Annotated in this window: 17 protein-coding genes and 2 tRNA genes; 11 read left to right on the plus strand and 8 right to left on the minus strand. The window is 68.9% G+C overall.

Annotation, left to right across the window (positions count from 1 at the left end; genetic code table 11):
• The first annotated feature begins 123 nt into the window (after positions 1-123).
• From M3195_RS04485 to M3195_RS04520, 8 genes are all read left to right on the plus strand, one after another.
• A tRNA-Arg gene (locus M3195_RS04485) sits at positions 124-199 on the plus strand.
• Positions 200-235: 36 nt separating this feature from the next.
• Positions 236-862, plus strand: coding sequence for an oligoribonuclease (orn, locus tag M3195_RS04490; protein WP_251585368.1), 627 nt, complete (start codon positions 236-238; stop codon positions 860-862).
• Positions 863-898: 36 nt separating this feature from the next.
• Positions 899-974 (plus strand) — tRNA-His (locus M3195_RS04495).
• Between the two features lie 100 nt (positions 975-1,074).
• Entirely contained in the window at positions 1,075-3,189 is a 2,115-nt protein-coding gene (locus tag M3195_RS04500) for a heavy metal translocating P-type ATPase (protein ID WP_374209304.1), read from the plus strand.
• 9 nt (positions 3,190-3,198) lie between these two features.
• Positions 3,199-3,828 (plus strand): LysE family transporter, encoded by a 630-nt coding sequence (locus M3195_RS04505; RefSeq protein WP_251585369.1) that lies wholly within the window; start codon positions 3,199-3,201, stop codon positions 3,826-3,828.
• A 34-nt stretch (positions 3,829-3,862) separates the two neighbouring features.
• Positions 3,863-4,210 (plus strand): metallopeptidase family protein, encoded by a 348-nt coding sequence (locus M3195_RS04510; protein ID WP_096716008.1) that lies wholly within the window; start codon positions 3,863-3,865, stop codon positions 4,208-4,210.
• On the plus strand, positions 4,207-4,500 hold the full coding sequence (gene clpS / locus M3195_RS04515; RefSeq protein WP_251585370.1) for an ATP-dependent Clp protease adapter ClpS: 294 nt from the start codon (positions 4,207-4,209) through the stop codon (positions 4,498-4,500). The genes M3195_RS04510 and clpS overlap by 4 nt, the downstream gene beginning before the upstream one ends.
• Complete coding sequence (locus M3195_RS04520) at positions 4,497-4,991, plus strand: DUF2017 family protein (RefSeq protein WP_445241968.1); 495 nt, start codon at positions 4,497-4,499, stop codon at positions 4,989-4,991. Before clpS ends, M3195_RS04520 begins: the two co-directional genes overlap by 4 nt.
• A gap of 3 nt (positions 4,992-4,994) precedes the next feature.
• On the opposite strand, the gene M3195_RS04525 is transcribed toward M3195_RS04520, so the two are convergent.
• The 6 genes from M3195_RS04525 to gatC form a co-directional block, all read right to left on the minus strand.
• The gene (locus M3195_RS04525; RefSeq protein WP_251585372.1) at positions 4,995-5,576 is read right to left on the minus strand and encodes a hypothetical protein; all 582 of its coding nucleotides are present in this window, start codon (positions 5,574-5,576) and stop codon (positions 4,995-4,997) included.
• Positions 5,560-5,877, minus strand: coding sequence for a hypothetical protein (locus tag M3195_RS04530; RefSeq protein WP_251585373.1), 318 nt, complete (start codon positions 5,875-5,877; stop codon positions 5,560-5,562). The genes M3195_RS04525 and M3195_RS04530 overlap by 17 nt, the downstream gene beginning before the upstream one ends.
• A gap of 38 nt (positions 5,878-5,915) precedes the next feature.
• Positions 5,916-7,172 (minus strand): DNA polymerase IV, encoded by a 1,257-nt coding sequence (locus M3195_RS04535; protein ID WP_251585374.1) that lies wholly within the window; start codon positions 7,170-7,172, stop codon positions 5,916-5,918.
• Positions 7,173-7,244: 72 nt separating this feature from the next.
• Entirely contained in the window at positions 7,245-8,759 is a 1,515-nt protein-coding gene (gene gatB, locus M3195_RS04540; protein ID WP_251585375.1) for an Asp-tRNA(Asn)/Glu-tRNA(Gln) amidotransferase subunit GatB, read from the minus strand.
• Positions 8,759-10,276, minus strand: a complete 1,518-nt coding sequence (gene gatA, locus M3195_RS04545; protein ID WP_251585376.1) for an Asp-tRNA(Asn)/Glu-tRNA(Gln) amidotransferase subunit GatA — start codon at positions 10,274-10,276, stop codon at positions 8,759-8,761. The genes gatB and gatA overlap by 1 nt, the downstream gene beginning before the upstream one ends.
• Positions 10,273-10,572: an Asp-tRNA(Asn)/Glu-tRNA(Gln) amidotransferase subunit GatC gene (gene gatC, locus M3195_RS04550; RefSeq protein ID WP_096716001.1), complete on the minus strand. Its 300-nt coding sequence runs from the start codon at positions 10,570-10,572 to the stop codon at positions 10,273-10,275. The genes gatA and gatC overlap by 4 nt, the downstream gene beginning before the upstream one ends.
• 68 nt (positions 10,573-10,640) lie before the next feature.
• Between gatC and M3195_RS04555 the strand changes: the two genes are divergently transcribed.
• The 3 genes from M3195_RS04555 to M3195_RS04565 are packed head-to-tail and all read left to right on the plus strand — an operon-like array spanning position 10,641 to position 14,812.
• Positions 10,641-12,341 carry a long-chain-fatty-acid--CoA ligase gene (locus tag M3195_RS04555; protein WP_251585377.1) on the plus strand — a complete coding sequence of 567 codons (1,701 nt, stop codon included), beginning with the start codon at positions 10,641-10,643 and terminating at the stop codon, positions 12,339-12,341.
• A gap of 47 nt (positions 12,342-12,388) precedes the next feature.
• Positions 12,389-14,218 (plus strand): DEAD/DEAH box helicase, encoded by a 1,830-nt coding sequence (locus M3195_RS04560; protein ID WP_251585378.1) that lies wholly within the window; start codon positions 12,389-12,391, stop codon positions 14,216-14,218.
• Positions 14,219-14,254: 36 nt separating this feature from the next.
• Complete coding sequence (locus M3195_RS04565) at positions 14,255-14,812, plus strand: GNAT family N-acetyltransferase (protein WP_251585379.1); 558 nt, start codon at positions 14,255-14,257, stop codon at positions 14,810-14,812.
• Positions 14,813-14,827: 15 nt separating this feature from the next.
• Here M3195_RS04565 and ligA read toward each other — a convergent pair whose 3' ends face one another.
• Positions 14,828-17,143: an NAD-dependent DNA ligase LigA gene (gene ligA / locus M3195_RS04570; RefSeq protein WP_251585380.1), complete on the minus strand. Its 2,316-nt coding sequence runs from the start codon at positions 17,141-17,143 to the stop codon at positions 14,828-14,830.
• A gap of 39 nt (positions 17,144-17,182) precedes the next feature.
• A complete protein-coding gene (gene mnmA, locus M3195_RS04575; RefSeq protein WP_251585381.1) occupies positions 17,183-18,280 on the minus strand; it encodes a tRNA 2-thiouridine(34) synthase MnmA in 1,098 nt (365 codons plus the stop codon).
• Positions 18,281-18,289 lie beyond the last annotated feature (9 nt).

Consider the following 18,289-nt stretch of genomic DNA (forward strand, 5'->3'; position numbering starts at 1 on the left):
CCGGACATCGGGAACACCTCCTGTCACGAGGAGAGCGCACCGGTCCGGGTACGGCCGTCGATGACAGCCGTACCGACCCCGGCGGCACGAAACCCTCGCGGGAATCGGTATCCTGAACGTCTACCCCCAGTAGCTCAGTGGATAGAGCATCGATCTTCTAAGTCGCCGGTCGCACGTTCGAATCGTGCCTGGGGGGCCAAAGCCCCGATGTCGGAGCCGTCGATAGGATGTCGGCATGGTATCTGCGTCTGAGAACGACCGGCTCGTCTGGATCGACTGCGAGATGACGGGCCTCGATCTCGCCGTAGACGAACTGGTGGAGATCGCGGTGGTGGTCACCGACTTCGAGCTCCGACCGGTCGATCCCGGGTTCCAGGTCGTGATCCGTCCGAGCGATGAAGCGCTCGCGCACATGAACGATTTCGTCACGAAGATGCACGAGACCTCCGGCTTGAGCGAGGAGATCCCGCACGGGGTCACGCTGACGGAGGCCGAAGCTCAGACCCTCGCATACATCAAGCGATTCGCTCCCGTCGAGAAGAAGGCTCCACTCGCGGGCAACACGATCGGCACCGACCGCATGTTCCTCGCGAAGTACATGCCGCAGGTCGACCAGTGGCTGCACTACCGGAACGTCGACGTGTCGAGCATCAAAGAACTCTCTCGGCGTTGGTACCCGCGGGTGTTCTTCCAGGCGCCTTCGAAAGACGGTGGTCATCGCGCACTCGCCGACATCCTGGAGTCGATCCGCGAACTCCGCTACTACCGGGAAGCGGTCTTCGTCGACGAACCAGGGCCGTCCAGCGACGATGCACGCGACATCGCGAGTCGTACCGTGTCGGAGTTCACTCCAAACATGTAATAGACTCGTCTGGTTGCCGATTCCGGTCGGCACATGGTGGGTATAGCTCAGCTGGTAGAGCGCTGGCTTGTGGTGCCGGATGTCGCGGGTTCGAGTCCCGTTACTCACCCCACGAAGGCCCGGGTCGTTGACCCGGGCCTTTTTCTTTATCGGTGGAATACCCCCTGGGGGTATTCTGTTGTGGTCGGTGCAAAGAACGGAGACTCCTGATGATGCACGATCACACCCCGGGTGGCGTCCGCGCGGATCACCCCGACGCTGATCTTCACGATCACGACCAGGGCCACGGCGACACCCGGCATACCGATCACCACGATCACGCCGGGCACCACGACCACGCCGGACATACAGAGCGCTTCCGCCGTCTGTTCTGGCTGATGCTCGTGATCGCGGTCCCCGTCGTCGCGACCTCGCCGATGTTCGCGATGATCCTCGGCTACGACGTCCCATCCTGGGCTCGCTGGGTATCCCCCGTGCTGGGATCGGCGATGTACGTCTGGGGCGGCGCTCCCTTCCTCACCGGCGCCGTCGCAGAACTGCGTTCGCGGCGACCGGGAATGATGCTCCTGATCGGCCTCGCGATCACCGTCGCGTTCGCCGCGTCATGGGGCGCCAGCCTCGGTGTCCTCCACCACGAGCTCGAGTTCTGGTGGGAGCTCGCCCTCCTGATCGTCATCATGCTGCTCGGGCACTGGATCGAGATGCGGTCCCTCGCGCAGACCACATCGGCCCTCGACTCGCTCGCGGCGTTGCTGCCCGACGAGGCCGAGCGCGTCGACGGTGAGACCATCGTCGTCGTGTCGCCCAGCGAACTGCGGGCGGGCGATGTCGTCGTGGTCCGCCCCGGCGGACGCATACCGGCTGACGGGCGCGTCACCCAGGGCTCTGCGAGCGTCGACGAATCGATGATCACCGGGGAATCGAAGACGGTCGATCGCGGTACGGGTGACGCCGTCGTGGCGGGCACCGTCGCCACGGACTCCGGCATCCGGGTCGAGGTCACCGCCGTCGGCGCGGACACGACACTGGCCGGCATCCAGAAGCTGGTGTCCGACGCCCAGGCATCATCGTCGAGAGCGCAGCGCATCGCAGACAGAGCGGCCGCCTGGCTGTTCTGGTTCGCGCTGGGCGCCGCCGTCATCACCGCCGCGGCCTGGTCGATCGTGGGCTTTCCCGACGAGGCTGTGGTGCGCACGATCACAGTTCTCGTGATCGCCTGCCCGCACGCTCTGGGACTCGCGATCCCCCTCGTGGTCTCGATCGCGACCGAGCGTGCGGCGAGGGCCGGGGTCCTCGTGAAGGACCGGCTCGCTCTCGAGACGATGCGCACCGTCGACACCGTGCTGTTCGACAAGACCGGCACGCTCACCGCGGGAGAGCCCGAGGTCACCGCTGTCAGCGCCGCGACCGGCTTCGTCGAAGACGAGGTGCTCGCCGCTGCCGCCGCCGCGGAGATCGACTCCGAGCACCCGCTGGCCACCGCCATCGTCGCCGCCGCGGAGGCGCGTGGACTCTCCATTCCGTCCGCGTCCGGCTTCCACTCATCCCCTGCCCTCGGCGTGACCGCCACCGTCGACGGCCAACACGTAGCCGTGGGCGGACCGCGTCTGCTCGCTGGCGAAGGACTGTCCGAGCTCCCGGCCGCGGATGCATGGCGCTCCGAGGGCGCGATCATCCTGCATGTCGTGATCGACCACCGTGTGGCCGGTGCGCTGCGGCTCGCCGACGCTGTCCGCCCGGACTCGACCGTCGCCGTCTCAGCGCTCCAGGAGCGCGGCATCGACGTCGTGATGATCACGGGCGACGCCGAGTCCGTTGCGCAGCACGTGGCCGCCGATCTCGGCATCCGACGGGTGTTCGCGGGCGTGCGTCCGGAGGACAAGGCCTCCACGGTCCGCGAACTGCAGTCGGAAGGGCGTCGTGTCGCCATGGTCGGGGACGGCGTCAATGACGCGCCGGCACTCGCTCAAGCCGACGTCGGCCTTGCGATCGGAGCGGGTACGGACGTGGCGGTCGCGTCGGCCGGCGTCATCCTGGCGTCGGACGACCCGCGCACCGTCATCTCGGTGATCGAGCTCTCCCGAGCCGGGTACCGGAAGATGACCCAGAACCTCTGGTGGGCCGCGGGGTACAACCTCGTGTCCGTGCCGCTGGCCGCAGGAATCCTCGCACCGATCGGGTTCGTGCTCCCGATGTCCGTCGGCGCGATCCTGATGTCGCTGTCGACCGTCCTGGTCGCCCTCAACGCCCAACTGCTGCGGCGACTCGATCTGTCGCCCGACGCGGTGGTCGCGCACAGGCCGGAGGGTGCGGGTCGGCGGCCCTAGACTTGCGGGGTGTCGCCGGCAGTCTGGTTCTCGCTCCTCCTCGCCTGCGTGGTGATCAGCTTCACTCCGGGGGCGGGCGCCATCAACACGATGTCGAACGCCCTGAACCAGGGGTGGATGCGTTCGATCTGGGGCATCGTCGGCCAACAGCTCGCCCTCGTCGTGCACGTCGTGATCGTCGCTGCCGGGGTGGGGCTCCTGGTCTCGCGGTCCGAGACCCTGTTCACAGTGATCCGCTACGCCGGCGCGGCCTACCTGGTCTATCTGGGCGTTCGGCTGATCCTGACGCGTCCCTCGGCCGCCGCAGACATCGATGCGCAGGGCGCGGCTTCCCGCGAGGGGCACTGGTCGATGATCCGCCGGGGTTTCTGGGTGAACCTCCTCAACCCCAAGGCGATCGTCTTCTTCCTGGCGTTCATCCCGCAGTTCATCCGCCTCGACGAGCCGCAGCTGCCGCAGTACCTCGTTCTCGTCTCGACGGTGATCGTGGTCGACATCCTCGTCATGTGGGGCTTCTTCGCAGCCGCCGCTCGACCGTTCCGTCGCTTCACCCGCTCGCCCCGCGGGCAGCGCACGCTGAACACGGTTTTCGGGCTGCTCTTCATCGGAGTCGCCGCCCTGCTCGCGTTCCTGCACTGACCGTCGGCGGCAGCGCAGCAATAGGCTGGTGAGGATGGACATGACTGCCGACGCCTTCGAGGAACTCGTCGTCGACGAACTCGACCGCCTCCCCGACGACATGGTCGAGGGACTCGACAACGTCGTCTTCGTCGTGGAGGACCGCCCGGAAGACGGCAGCCTCGATCTGCTCGGGCTCTACGACGGGCTCGCACTGACCGAACGCACGCAGTACGGCATGGGCGAGCTGCCCGACCGCATCGTCGTGTACCGCGAGCCGCATCTCGCCGCGTGCGATGACGAAGACGAGCTGCGCGACGAGATCCACACCACTCTCGTGCACGAGATCGCGCACTTCTACGGAATCGATGACGAGCAGCTGCACGAGCTGGGGTGGGCATGAGTCCGCTTGCCGCCCCCGAGCTCGACGAGCAGGCCGAGTTGCGCGCGGCCCCCATGGAGCCGTGGGAGGTCGTGGTGTGGAACGACCCCGTGAACCTCATGAGCTACGTGGTCCGAGTCTTCCGCACGTACTTCGGGTACTCGACCGAGCGGGCCACCCAGCTGATGCTCGCTGTGCACCACGAGGGGCACGCGATCGTCGCGACGGGACCGCGCGAGACGATGGAGGTGCACGCGCAGGCCATGCACGATTACGGTCTCTGGGCCACAGTGCGGAAGGTCGCCTCGTGAGTGCCGAACGTCGAGCGACTCTGCAGATGGCTGCGATCGAGGGCGCCCAGCTCGTTCAGCTGCTCGACGACCTGGTCGAGCTCCTCGGCGGAGACCGCGATCCGTCCGACACCGCGATCGATCGCCTGACGCCGAGCGCCTACCCCGATGACGACGAGGCCGCCCTCGCCTACCGCTCGGCCACCGCCGACGACCTCCTCGCTCGCCGTCGCACTGACGCCGTCACCGTGCGGACGACGATCGCCTCGGCGCTCCCGAGCGTGGAGGCCGCCTCGGAGGAGGACGCGTTCGCTCCGATCGACGTGATGGCGACGTCAGCCGATCTGGACGCCTGGATGCGGACGCTCACCGCCCTCCGATTGGTCATCGCCGACCGCCTCGGGATCGACTCCGACGACGAGCACGATCCCGACGACCCGCGATACGGGGTCTACGACTGGCTCGGCTATCGGCTCGAGGTCGTGGTGCAGGCGGCCGATCGCCTGGACTGACGATCAGGGGACCGTCACGACGCGCGTCGCCAGCGCTCGGGGATCGTCTCTCCGCACGTGCTCGTCCTCCTGGGCGGCCCACCGGTCCCAGTGCGGGCGGTACGTGTCGCCGTCGCGCGCCAACGCCCGCGCCTTCCGTCCTTGCTCCGCCGACTCGACCCACACCGTCACATCCGCGATCTTCGCCGTCGCAGGGGTGAGGATGCCGCTGCCCTCGACGAGCAGGCTGAGAGCGGGATCCACGGCGTGGCTCTCGGCATCCGCCTCGCTCTTCCAATCCCACCGCCGCCAACTCCCGAGCAGGCCGCGGCCATGGGGCCTGAGGATGCCGTCGAGAGCGCGCTCCGCGCCCGCGTCGAGACCGTCCCACCCGGGATAGATCGAGTCGAGGGCTATCGACTGCACGCGACCCTGCACGGGCCAGCGCCCGACGAGCATCCGCGCAAGCGTCGTCTTGCCCGCCCCGCTTCGGCCGTCGATCAGGACGACCGGGTTCGACACCGCCAGATCGCGGATGTCGCCGACGAGGACCGTCGCGGCATGCTCCAGGGCACTCGCGACGGCATCGTCACTTCTTGAGGGCACGGATGATGCGGGAGAGCGTCCGTCCGGCGACCCACACGAAGGGCACGGCCACGACGAGCAGGGTCACGATGTTCGGTTCGAACCGAAGGCCCTCCTCACGGCGCACATACACGCCGACCGGTACCGAGACTCCGCCGCCACCGCCGCCCTCCGCGCCGTCGCCGCTTCCTCCGCCGAAGCCGGAGTACGTGAAGGCGACCGGCGTGATGCTCACGCCGTCGACGTCCTGCGGCTCACCGTAGGCGGTCTTCACCCCGAACGACGCGGCCTGCTTTCCGAGTTCCAGTGCAATGTTGGGCATGGGTCCACGCTAGCCCAGGCGCCGTCGCCGCGCAGGGGTCAATCGACGCCGTGGGCCTTCGGATGCTGCGCCGCGCCGCGCCCGTCTCCGCGTCCGAGGTGCCTGGCGCGCGTGATGCTCGCGGACCCGAACCGTGCGACGGCGTCGTCCATGGCACCTTCGACGCGCCGCCAATCCTCATCCTCGTCCCAGAGCCCGAAGCCGCCTGCGCCCGCGGGGCGGAGCTTCTCGGCGCGCACGCCGACGAGCCGCACCGGGTCGCGTCGGTCGATCTGTGCGAACAGCGCCTGCGCGGCCTCTCCTATGCGCTGGCCGACGGCCGTGGGCTCGGCGAGCGTCTGCGATCGGGTGAGGGTGCGGAAGTCGTCGAAGCGGATCTTGATCGACACCGTGGCGGACTCCCACTGCGCCTTGCGGAGTCGCGCTGCGACGCGATCCGCCAGCCGGAGAAGCTCCGCCTTCAAGAACTCGCGGTCGGTGATGTCGGCCTCGAATGTCTCTTCGTGGCCGATGCTCTTCTCGATGCGCTCCGTCTCGACCGCCCTGGCGTCTTCTCCGCGTGAGAGCTGCGACAGGCGCGTGCCGAGAGCCGGTCCGACGGCGCGGTCCAGCATGTCGCGCGACGACTCGCGGATGTCCCGGATCGTGCGGATGCCGCGTCCCTCCAACGCTTCTGCGGCTTTCGGACCGACCCCCCACAGCGCGCGCACCGGCCGCGGGTCGAGGAACGCCTGCGTGTCGGCCTCGGCGACGACGAGCATCCCGTCGGGCTTCGCAATCGTCGACGCCATCTTCGCCACGTGCTTGGTCGACGCCACCCCCACGCTGCAGGTGATGCCGACCTCGTCGAGCACACGTCGGCGCACGAGCTCCGCCACCTTCACGGGGCTCCCCCACAGGCGGCGCACCCCGCGCACGTCGAGGAAGGCCTCGTCCACCGAGAGCGGTTCGACGAGCGGGGTGATCGACTCGAAGATCGACATCACCTGGCCGGAGACGGCCTGGTAGCGGTGAAAATGCGGCGGCACGATGCGAGCCGCCGGGCACAGCCGCAGGGCCTGCGACACCGGCATCGCCGATCGGACGCCATAGCGACGCGCCTCGTACGACGCGCTCGACACCACGGAACGCCCGTCGGGCGACCCGATGATCAGCGGGACGCCGCGAAGGCTCGGATCGTCGAGGACCTCGACGGCGGCGTAGAAGGCATCCATGTCGACGTGCAGGATGCCGGTTCCCGTGTCGTCGGCGTCCGCCGTCGACACGAGGCGCCCTCTGCCGTCACCGTGACCCATCGGTCCATTCTTCCTCGGGCCGCGGACATGCGGGGCGGGCTCGGCCGCCGTCGAGCGGCCGAGCCCTCGATGTCACTGCGCGGCGCGCTCCAGCACCAGCTCGCGCACGCGCGCGGCGTCGGCCTGGCCCTTCATCGCCTTCATGACGGCGCCGATGACGGCGCCGGCCGCCTGCACCTTGCCGTCCTTGATCTTCGCGAGGATGTCGGGCTGCGCGGCAAGGGCCTCGTCGATCGCTGCGATCAGCGCACCGTCGTCGGATACGACGGCGAGACCTCGCGCATCTACGACCTCCTGGGGCGTGCCCTCACCGGCGATGACGCCCTCGAGCACCTGGCGAGCGAGCTTGTCGGTGAGCGTTCCCGCGTCGACGAGCTTCTGCAGAGCGGCGACGTTCTCGGGCGAGACGAGCTCGGTCGCGTCCCTCTCCTGGGCGTTCGCGAGGCGCGTGATCTCACCGGTCCACCACTTGCGGGCGGTCGCGGGGGTGGCGCCCGCCGCGACGGTGGCCTCGACGACCTCGACGAGACCGCCGTTGCGCACATCCTGGAACTCCAGGTCGGTGAAGCCCCACTCCGCCATCAGCCGGCGACGGCGAGCGACCGGCTGCTCGGGCAGCGCCGCACGCAGTTCCTCGATGAGCTCTGCCGCAGGCTCGACCGGCAGCAGGTCGGGCTCGGGGAAGTATCGGTAGTCGTCGGCATCCGACTTCGGACGCCCCGGCGAGGTGGTGCCGGTGTCCTCGTGCCAGTGGCGAGTCTCCTGCGTGATCGTGCCGCCGTCCGCGAGGATCTGCGCCTGACGCTGGATCTCGTAGCGCACTGCGCGCTCGACGGACCGCATCGAGTTGACGTTCTTCGTCTCGGTGCGCGTGCCCAGCTTCTCGGCGCCGCGGGGACGCAGCGACACGTTCGCGTCGCACCGGAGGTTGCCGCGTTCGAGACGCGCCTCGGAGATGCCGAGTCCGCGCACGATGTCGCGGATCGCGGCGACGTACGCCTTCGCGACCTCGGGGGCGCGGTGCTCGGTGCCGAAGATGGTCTTCGTCACGATCTCGACGAGCGGGACGCCCGCCCGGTTGTAGTCGACGAGCGAGTACTCGGCGCCTTGGATGCGACCGGTGGAGCCGCCCATGTGGGTGAGCTTCCCGGCATCCTCCTCCATGTGCGCGCGCTCGATCGGCACCTGAACGATCGTGCCGTCCTCGAGCTCGACCTCGACCGATCCCTCGAACGCGATCGGCTCGTCGTACTGGGAGATCTGGTAGTTCTTGCCGAGGTCCGGATAGAAGTAGTTCTTCCGCGCGAAGCGGCTCGACTCCGCGATAGAGCAGCCGAGCGCGAGACCGAGGCTGATCGACGAGCGGATGGCGGTCTCGTTCACGACCGGCAGCGACCCGGGCAGGCCGAGATCGACGGGCGCGATGAGCGTGTTCGGCTCGGCCGCGTGATAGAGCTCGTTGGCCGGGTTCGGCGCGTCGGAGAACATCTTCGTGTTCGTGTTCAGCTCGACGTGCACCTCGAACCCGAGCACGGGCTCGAACAGCTCGAGCGCCTTGTCGAAGTCCATGAGCTTGGCGGCGGCCATCAGCGGTTCCCTCCTGCGAGCTGGGGTGCACGGGTGAGGAGCGGCGCCCCCCAGGAGTCGAGCAGCGCGGTCTCGACCGCGGCCCCGACCTTGTACAGGCGGGCGTCCTCCCGCGCAGGGGCGATGAACTGGATGCCGACGGGGAGGCCGTCGTCCGACGCGAGTCCGCTGGGAATCGAGATGCCGGGGACACCGGCGAGGTTAACCGGGATCGTCGTGATGTCGTTGAGGTACATCTGCAGCGGGTCGTCGACCTTCTCCCCCAGCTTGAACGCGGTCGTGGGCGCCGACGGCGTCGCGATGACGTCGACCTCGGCGAAGGCGTTCGCGAAGTCCTGCTGGATAAGAGTGCGCACCTTCTGGGCGCTGCCGTAGTAGGCGTCGTAGTACCCGGCGGAGAGCGCGTACGTGCCGAGGATGATGCGACGCTTCACCTCGTCGCCGAATCCGGCGTCGCGGGTGGCCGACATGACGTCCTCGACCGTCGGGCTGCCGTCGGGAGTGACGCGCAGTCCGAAGCGCACCGAGTCGAACTTCGCGAGGTTGCTAGACGCCTCCGCGGGGAGGATCAGGTAGTACGCGGCCACGCCGTACTCGAAGTGCGGTGCGCCGATCTCGACGATCTCCGCGCCCTGGGCCTCCATGAGGGCGAGGGCACTGCGGAAGGACTCCGCGACGCCAGGCTGGAAGCCGCTGTCGGGGAGCTCGCGGATGACACCGACCTTGAGCCCCTTGAGCACGTCGCCCCGCGCGCCCTCGCGAGCTGCGTCGGCGAACGACGGCCAGACATCCGTGAGCGAGGTCGAGTCCTTCGGGTCGTGGCCGCCGATCGCGTCGTGCAGCAGACCCGCGTCGAGCACCGTACGCGTGACGGGACCGACCTGGTCGAGGCTCGATGCCAGCGCGATGGCGCCGTAGCGGCTCACACCGCCGTACGTGGGCTTCACGCCGACCGTTCCCGTGACGTGCGCGGGCTGCCGGATCGATCCTCCGGTGTCGGAGCCCAGCGCGAGAGGCGCCTCGAACGCTGCCACGGCGGCCGCAGAGCCACCCCCGGAGCCCCCGGGGATCCGGTCGAGGTCCCAGGGGTTGCGCGTCGGACCGTACGCGGAGTGCTCGGTCGACGACCCCATGGCGAACTCGTCCATGTTCGTCTTTCCCAGCGGAACGAGTCCCGCAGCCCGTGAACGCGCGACGACCGTGGCGTCGTACGGGGAGCGGTACCCCTCGAGGATGCGGGAGCCGCTGGTCGTGGGCTGATCGGTCGTCACGAGGACGTCCTTGATCGCGAGCGGGACGCCGGCGATCGGGCCGAGCTGCTCCCCCGCCGCGCGGCGGGCGTCGATGTCGGAGGCCGCGGCGATCGCGCCCTCGTTCACGTGCAGGAAGGCGTGCACGTCGCCGTCGACGGCGGCGATCCGGTCGAGGTGCGCCTGAGTGGCCTCGACGCTCGATATCTCGCGCGACGCGAGCTTGTCGGCGAGCTCGGCGGCGGTCATACGGATGATGTCGCTCACTGCTCTTCTCCCAGGATCGCGGTGACGCGGAACCGGCCGTCGGCCTGGTCCGGCGCGTTCTGGAGCACCTGCTCGTGCGTGAGCGTCTGGCCGACCTCGTCGGGACGGAAGACGTTGCTCAGAGGGATCGGGTGGCTCGTCGCGGCGACGTCGGCCGTCGCGACCTCCGACACCTTCGCGATGTTGTCGACGATGGCGTCGAGCTGGCCGGTGAGCCGCGTCACCTCGTCGTCGTTCAGCTGGATGCGCGCGAGCACGCCGAGATGGCGCACAAGATCAGGGGTGATTTCAGACACCCCTCCAGTCTAGTTCGCGCGCGAGCCCTCTCCCGCAGAGCGCGTGGCCCCCGCCCTATGCTGGGCTCGTGAGCACGTATGAGCCTCCTCGCCCGTGGATCGCCAGCTACGCCGACGGCGTCCCCGACGACCTCGCGCCGGTGTCCGGATCTCTGATCGACATCGTCGCCGCGTCCGCCCGCGACTACCCCGATGCACCCGCGCTGCAGTTCTTCGGCAGGGAGACCACCTACGCCGAGCTGCAGGAAGCGATCGACCGCGCCGCATCCGGACTGCGTGATCTCGGCGTCCGCGCGGGCGACCCCGTCGCGATCGTGCTGCCGAACTGTCCCCAGCACATCGTGGCGTTCTACGCGGTGCTCCGACTCGGCGCCGTCGTCGTCGAGCACAACCCGCTCTACACGCCTCGCGAGCTGCGCAAGCAATTCGAGGACCACGGGGCGAAGCACGCGATCGTGTGGAACAAGGTGGTCTCGACGGTGCAGGACTTCCCCGCCGATCTCGCCGTCGCGAACCTCGTCTCCGTCGACGTCACCCGCGCCATGCCGTTCCTCACCCGCGCAGCCCTGCGTCTGCCGATCGCGAAGGCCCGCGAGTCCCGCGCGGTGCTGACCGAGCGCGTTCGCGGAACCGTGCCCTGGGAGAGGCTGGTGGGTTCCGAGCCGCTGCCCGGCTCGCACCCTCGCCCGTCGACCGACGATCTCGCGATCATCCAGTACACGTCCGGCACGACGGGAACTCCCAAGGGCGCTGCGCTCACGCATCGGAACCTGCTCGCGAACGCCGCTCAGGCCCAGGCATGGGTCCCGTCGATCCAACGCGGCAAGGGATGCGTCGTCTACGCCGTTCTCCCGATGTTCCACGCCTACGGACTGACCCTCTGCCTCACGTTCGCGATGTCGATGGGGGCGCGCCTGGTGCTGTTCCCGAAGTTCGACCCCGGGCTCGTGCTCGACGTCATGAAGAAGCACCCCGCGACCTTCCTCCCGCTCGTGCCCCCGATCGCCGATCGACTGCTGAGCGCCGCGACCGACCAGGGCGTCTCGCTGAAGGGCATCGAAGTCGCGATCTCGGGCGCGATGGCTCTCCCGCACGACCTCGTGGTGCCGTTCGAGGCGGCGACGGGCGGCTTCCTCGTCGAGGGCTACGGGCTCAGCGAGTGCTCACCGGTGCTCATGGCCAACCCGGTCGCGGACAACCGCGTGCCTGGCACGGTCGGACTCCCGCTGCCCGGCACCGAGTGCCGCGTGGTCGACCCGGAGAACCCCACGGTCGATGTGCCGGCGGGCTCCGCCGGCGAGCTGCTGGTGCGAGGCCCGCAGGTGTTCTCGGGCTACTACGGCAAGCCCGAGGAGACCGAGGCGGTCTTCGTCGACGGGTGGTTCCGCACCGGTGACATCGTGACGATCGACGACGCCGGCTTCGTCCGCATCGCGGACCGCATCAAGGAACTCATCATCACCGGCGGGTTCAACGTGGCGCCGACCGAGGTCGAGAACGCCCTGCGTCAGCATCCGCAGGTGATCGATGCTGCGGTCATCGGCCTTCCCAGCGAGCACTCGGGCGAGGAGGTCGTCGCGGCGATCGTCGTCGACCCGGCGTCCGATGTGGATGTCGAGGCGATCCGCGCGTTCGCACGCGGCATCCTGACCCCCTACAAGGTGCCCCGTCGGATCTTCGTCGTCGATGAGCTGCCGAAGTCGCTGATCGGCAAGGTGCTGCGTCGTCAGGTCAAGGAGAAGCTCCAGGCGCTCACCCGCGGCTCCTGATCGAAGGCTCGCAGGTGGTGGCGGCGACGAGACGCTACCCTTGATCAGTGACTCCTGAAGACGCTGCGCCTACCGACGCCCCCTCGACACCCGGATTCGAGGAGCTCGGAATCACCGGGTCGGTCCTCAAGGCCATCAAGGACCTCGGCTACGAGACCCCCTCCCCGATCCAGGCCGCGACCATCCCGACGCTTCTTTCGGGACGCGATGTCGTCGGCATGGCGCAGACCGGAACGGGAAAGACCGCCGCGTTCGCCCTGCCCGTGCTCGAGCGGCTCGACGTCGGCCAGAAGACGCCGCAGGCTCTCGTGCTCGCTCCGACCCGCGAGCTCGCCCTCCAGGTCTGCGAAGCGTTCGAATCGTACGCGTCGAAGATGAAGGGCGTGCACGTCCTCCCCGTCTACGGCGGGCAGGGCTACGGCGTGCAACTGTCGGCACTCCGTCGCGGCGTGCACGTCGTGGTCGGCACCCCCGGCCGCATCATGGACCACCTCGCCAAGGGCACCCTCGACCTCTCCGAGCTGCAGTACCTCGTGCTCGACGAGGCCGACGAGATGCTGAAGATGGGGTTCGCCGAAGACGTCGAGCAGATCCTCGCGCAGACCCCCGTCGAGAAGCAGGTCGCACTGTTCTCGGCGACCATGCCCGCGCAGATCCGCCGACTGGCGCAGCAGTACCTCCGTGATCCCGAAGAGATCACGATCAAGTCCAAGACGGCGACGAATACGAACATCACCCAGCGCTACCTCGTCGTGTCGTATGCGCAGAAGGTCGATGCCCTCACTCGCATCCTCGAGGTCGAGAACTTCGACGGCATGATCGTCTTCGTCCGCACGAAGAACGAGACCGAGACCCTCGCCGAGAAGCTCCGAGCCCGCGGCTACTCGGCCGCCGCGATCAACGGCGACGTGCCGCAGGTGCAGCGCGAGCGCAGCGTCAACCAGCTCAAGGACGGCAAGCTCGACATCCTCGTCGCCACCGACGTCGCGGCGCGTGGTCTCGACGTCGAGCGCATCAGCCACGTCGTGAACTTCGACATCCCGACGGACACGGAGTCGTACGTGCACCGCATCGGTCGCACGGGCCGGGCTGGGCGCACGGGGGACGCGATCAGTTTCATCACTCCGCGCGAGCGCTACCTGCTCAAGCACATCGAGAAGGCGACGCGCCAGCAGCCGACGCAGATGCAGCTGCCGACGACCGAGGACGTCAACACGACCCGCCTCGCCCGGTTCGACGATGCGATCACGGCGGCGCTCGGCGAGAGCTCCCGCATCGAGAAGTTCCGCGACATCATCGCCCACTACGTGCGCAACCACGATGTGCCGGAGGCCGACGTCGCCGCCGCGCTCGCGGTCGTCGCGCAGGGAGACCAGCCACTGCTGCTGGACCCTGAGGACGACGCTCTCGCCCGCGCCGTGGAGTTCGACAACCGTCCCCCGCGGGAGCGTACGACGCGTGAACCGCGGGAGAACCGCGAGCCGCGCGAGCGCCGCGGTCGCGGCGACTACGCGGCCTACCGCATCGAGGTGGGGCGGCGCCACCGCGTGGAGCCCCGTCAGATCGTTGGAGCGCTCGCGAACGAGGGCGGACTGGGGCGCGACGACTTCGGCGCGATCAACATCCGTCCCGACTTCTCGATCGTCGAGCTTCCCGCCAACCTCGACGCGTCGGTGCTGGAGAAGCTGCGCGACACGCGCATCTCCGGTCGGCTGATCGAGATCAAGCCCGACCGCGGGCCCGGCGCCCGGCGCGCACCCCGCGAGGGCGGACGCGACCGCTTCGAACGACGTGACGACCGTCCCCGGTTCGACCGTCGCGACGACCGTACCGCACGCGATGACCGCCCGGCGCGCAAGCCGCGTCACAAGAACTGACGACCGTTCGGCGCGCCAGTGGGCGGGAGTGACCGGATGCTGATGATCAGGGACGCCACCGTCGCGGACGCGCGCGGCGTCGCCGTCGTCCACGTCGATTCCTGGCGCGCGGCCTACGTCGGACTCATCGACCAAGCGGTGCTCGATCGACAGAGCGTAGACGCACGCGAGGCGATGTGGTCGACCTGGATCGAGCGTTCACTCGCCGGAGAATCGACAGACGCGTACGGACCGGTCCCGCACCGTCTCGTCGTCGCCGAACTCGACGATCGCATCGTCGGCTGGGCGACCTTCGGCGGTGGACGCGACGTCGACACGAGCGACCGCGGAGAGATCGCCGGTCTGTACGCGCATCCCGATGTCTGGTCGCAGGGCGTGGGTCGCGCGCTCATCCGCCACGCCGAGGACGGGTTGCGCACGAGCGGCTGGTCTTCCGCGTACCTCTGGGTGCTGAAGGGCAACGAGCGGGCGATCGGTTTCTACCGTGCGCACGGCTGGACGGCCGATGGCGGTGAGAAGTTCGGCGAGGGCGGCAGCGTGCAGGGCTTGCACGAGCTGCGCCTCATCAAGGACCTCGTCGATCCCGCCGAGTGATCGTCCGCCGCCGTCTCAGCTGAGCGCGTCAGGCCCCTCGGTCACCAGGGTGCGGAACTGCGCGGCATCGAGGATGCGGATGCCGAGCTCTTCGGCTTTCGCGAGCTTCGACCCGGCACCGGGGCCGGCAGCGACGAAGTCGGTCTTCTTCGAGACGCTCGAGGCGGCTTTGCCACCCGCCTGGATGATGGCCTCCTGGGCACCGTCGCGCGTATAGCCGTCGAGAGAACCGGTGGCCACGACCGTGAGGCCCTCCAGCACGCCTCCCTCGGCAACGGCTCCCCCGGGGCCGGGGTGGCCGGGGGTCGCCCACTGCACGCCGGCTTCCGTCCACTGGCGCACGATGTCCTGGTGCCAGTCGACCTCGAACCAGGCGAGGAGCGAGTCGGCGATGATGCCGCCCACACCCTCGACAGCCGCGAGCTCGTCGCGGGACGCCGCCCGGATCGCGTCGAGCGAACCGAACCATTGCGCGAGCGCACGGGCAGCCGAGGGACCCACGTGACGGATGTTGAGAGAGACGAGCAGACGCCAGAGGTCCTTGGTCTTCGCCTTCTCCAGCTCCGCCAGGAGCGTCACAGCCTGCGACGACGGCTGCGGCCCCTCGATGCCCGACTTCTTCTCGGACGCCGTGGGATTGCGCCGGAACGGCGCCCGCGTCTTGACGAGGCCGTCCTCGTCCTCCTTGGGCAGTCCGGTCTCGGCGTCCTTGACGACGAGCTCTATCGGGACGATCTGCTCGAGAGTGAGCCCGAACAATCCCGCCTCGGTCTCGAGAGGCGGAGTCGACGGCGACGTCGGCTGCGTGAGAGCGGCCGCCGTGACCTCGCCGAGCGCCTCGATGTCGAGACCGCCACGCGAGCCGATGTGCTCGACCCGGCCGCGCACCTGGGCGGGACACGAACGGGCGTTCGGGCACCGGAGGTCGATGTCGCCCTCTTTCATCGGCCGCAGCGGGGTGCCGCACTCAGGGCAGTCGGCGGGCATGACGAACTCGCGCTCGGTGCCGTCGCGCTTCTCGACCACCGGACCGAGCACCTCGGGGATCACGTCGCCCGCTTTGCGGAGCACGACGGTATCGCCGATGAGGACGCCCTTCGCCTTCACGACATCCCTGTTGTGCAGCGTGGCCTGACGGACGACGGACCCGGCGACGTGCGCGGGCGCCATCACCGCGAACGGCGTCGCACGACCGGTGCGGCCGACCGACACGACGATGTCGAGCAGCTTCGTCTGCACCTCCTCGGGCGGGTACTTGTACGCGATGGCCCATCGCGGCGCACGGCTCGTCGCACCCAGCTCGTCGTGCAGTGCGAGCTCATCGACCTTGACGACGATGCCGTCCAGCTCATGCTCGATGTCGTGACGGTGTTCACCGAAGTACTCGACGAACTCGACGACATCATCGATCGTCGTGCACACCCTCGTGTGCGGACTCGTCGGCAGGCCCCACTCTGCGAGGAGCTCGTAGACCTGGCTCTGTGCGGCGACGGGCGGGTCCTCCCACGCGCCGATGCCGTGCACGTAGAGGTCGAGCGAATCGATGCGGAGCATGCCCGCCTCGAGTTCCATGCCGTTCTTCTTCTCGATCTGCTGCCGCAACCCGCCGCTCGCGGCGTTGCGGGGATTCGCGAACGCGGGGAACCGTCGAGCGGCTGCGGTACGGGCCTTCTCCTCGTCGAACGGCTTCTTCGCGCCCGGCCGTGCTTCCCAGCGCTCGAGTGCTTCGGCATAGGCCCGCTCGCGGAACTCCGCCTGCGCGGCGTTCAAGCGCTCGAACGCCGCCACCGGGATGAAGACCTCGCCGCGGACCTCCACGATGGACGGGTGACCGGTACCGCTCAGCCGCGCCGGGATCATGGGCAGTCGCAGGGCGTTCTCGGTGACGATCTCGCCGACGCGCCCGTCTCCGCGCGTCGCGGCGGACGTCAGGCGTCCGTTCTCGTACCGGAGGTTGATCGCCAGTCCGTCGATCTTGAGTTCGGTGAGCCAGTCGACGTCGCGCCCCGCGGATGCGCGTGTCTTGGCGGCCCAGTCGCGGAGCTCGTCGATCGAAAAGACGTTGTCAAGGCTCAGCATCCGCTCGGCGTGCTCGATCGTCGCGAGGCCGGTGGTCTCCGCCGCTCCCACCATCTGGGTCGGTGAATCCTGCCCCTGCAGCTCCGGGTGCAGCCTTTCGAGTTCTTCGAGTCGGTGCATCCAGCCGTCGTACGTGGAGTCGTCGACGATCGAGGTGTCGCGCCCGTAATAGGCGTCTTTGGCCTCGAGGATGCGGGTCGTCAGCTCCTCGGCCTCGGTACGGGCGTCTTCCAACGAGATGTTCTCCGGCACCCCGTCAGTCTACGAGCGGGTACCGACAAACGAAGCGGGCTACGCGCCGACCGGCACCGCTGATATCGTGCGGTCGATCGTGAACTGGCCGAGCACCCGCGTGCCGACGTAGAGCACGGCGGTCTGGCCCGGCGCGACGCCGTCGAGCGGCTCGTCAGGAACCACGCGAACGCCGTCGGACTCGACGAAGGCGTGCGCTGCGACGGGCTCGGCATGCGCCCGGATCTGCACGTCGCACCGGAACTCGCTCTCGACGGGCGCCGCGCCTGCCCAGCTGAATCTCGCGCCGGCGATCTCCCGGGTCGCCAGCGCCTCCTTCGGCCCCACGACCACGGTGTTGGACACCGGGCGCACCTCGAGCACGAACCTCGGCTTGCCGTCGGGAGCGGGAACGCCGAGCTTCAGACCTCGACGCTGACCGACGGTGAAGGCGTGGGCGCCCTCATGGGAGCCGACGACGGCGCCGGTCCGGTCGACGATCTCACCGGTCGCGGTGCCGACCTTCTCTGCGAGCCACCCGCGCGTGTCACCGTCGGGGATGAAGCAGATGTCGTGGCTGTCAGGCTTCTGCGCGACGCTCAGTCCTCTGGCTTCGGCCTCCGCCCGCACCGCCGCCTTCGACGGCGTGGTTCCCAGCGGGAAGTACGTGTGCGCGAGCTGCTCCGCCGTCAGGACGCCCAGCACGTAGGACTGGTCCTTCGCGTTGTCCGCCGCTCTGTGCAGCTCAAGCCCCGACTCCGTCGGCACGAGCGTGGCGTAGTGCCCGGTGCAGACCGCGTCGAAGCCGAGTTCGATCGCACGCTCCAGCAGCGCGGCGAATTTGATCTTCTCGTTGCAGCGCATGCACGGATTCGGTGTGCGTCCGGCCTGATACTCCGACACGAAGTCGGCGATCACGTCGTCGCGGAAGCGCTCGGAGAAGTCCCACACGTAGAAGGGGATGCCCAGCAGGTCGGCGGCCCGGCGCGCGTCGAGCGCGTCCTCGATCGTGCAGCAGCCCCGACTGCCGGTGCGCAGAGTGCCGCCCGCGCGCGAGAGCGCCAGGTGCACACCGACGACGTCGTGGCCCGCCTCCACGGCTCGGGCTGCCGCCACGGCGGAGTCGACGCCACCGCTCATGGCCGCGAGAATCCTCATGCACCCAGT

The sequence above is a fragment of the Microbacterium hydrocarbonoxydans genome, assembly GCF_023715885.1.
GTDB lineage: Bacteria > Actinomycetota > Actinomycetes > Actinomycetales > Microbacteriaceae > Microbacterium > Microbacterium hydrocarbonoxydans_C.

What these genes read in the sequence shown, in the direction of transcription:
- orn (WP_251585368.1), top strand. Translation starts at nt 236, where the DNA reads ATGGTATCTGCGTCTGAGAACGACCGGCTCGTCTGGATCGACTGCGAG.
- M3195_RS04500 (WP_374209304.1), top strand. Translation starts at nt 1,075, where the DNA reads ATGCACGATCACACCCCGGGTGGCGTCCGCGCGGATCACCCCGACGCT.
- M3195_RS04510 (WP_096716008.1), top strand. Translation starts at nt 3,863, where the DNA reads ATGGACATGACTGCCGACGCCTTCGAGGAACTCGTCGTCGACGAACTC.
- clpS (WP_251585370.1), top strand. Translation starts at nt 4,207, where the DNA reads ATGAGTCCGCTTGCCGCCCCCGAGCTCGACGAGCAGGCCGAGTTGCGC.
- M3195_RS04530 (WP_251585373.1), bottom strand. Translation starts at nt 5,877, where the DNA reads ATGCCCAACATTGCACTGGAACTCGGAAAGCAGGCCGCGTCGTTCGGG.
- M3195_RS04535 (WP_251585374.1), bottom strand. Translation starts at nt 7,172, where the DNA reads ATGGGTCACGGTGACGGCAGAGGGCGCCTCGTGTCGACGGCGGACGCC.
- gatB (WP_251585375.1), bottom strand. Translation starts at nt 8,759, where the DNA reads ATGGCCGCCGCCAAGCTCATGGACTTCGACAAGGCGCTCGAGCTGTTC.
- M3195_RS04565 (WP_251585379.1), top strand. Translation starts at nt 14,255, where the DNA reads ATGCTGATGATCAGGGACGCCACCGTCGCGGACGCGCGCGGCGTCGCC.
- mnmA (WP_251585381.1), bottom strand. Translation starts at nt 18,280, where the DNA reads ATGAGGATTCTCGCGGCCATGAGCGGTGGCGTCGACTCCGCCGTGGCG.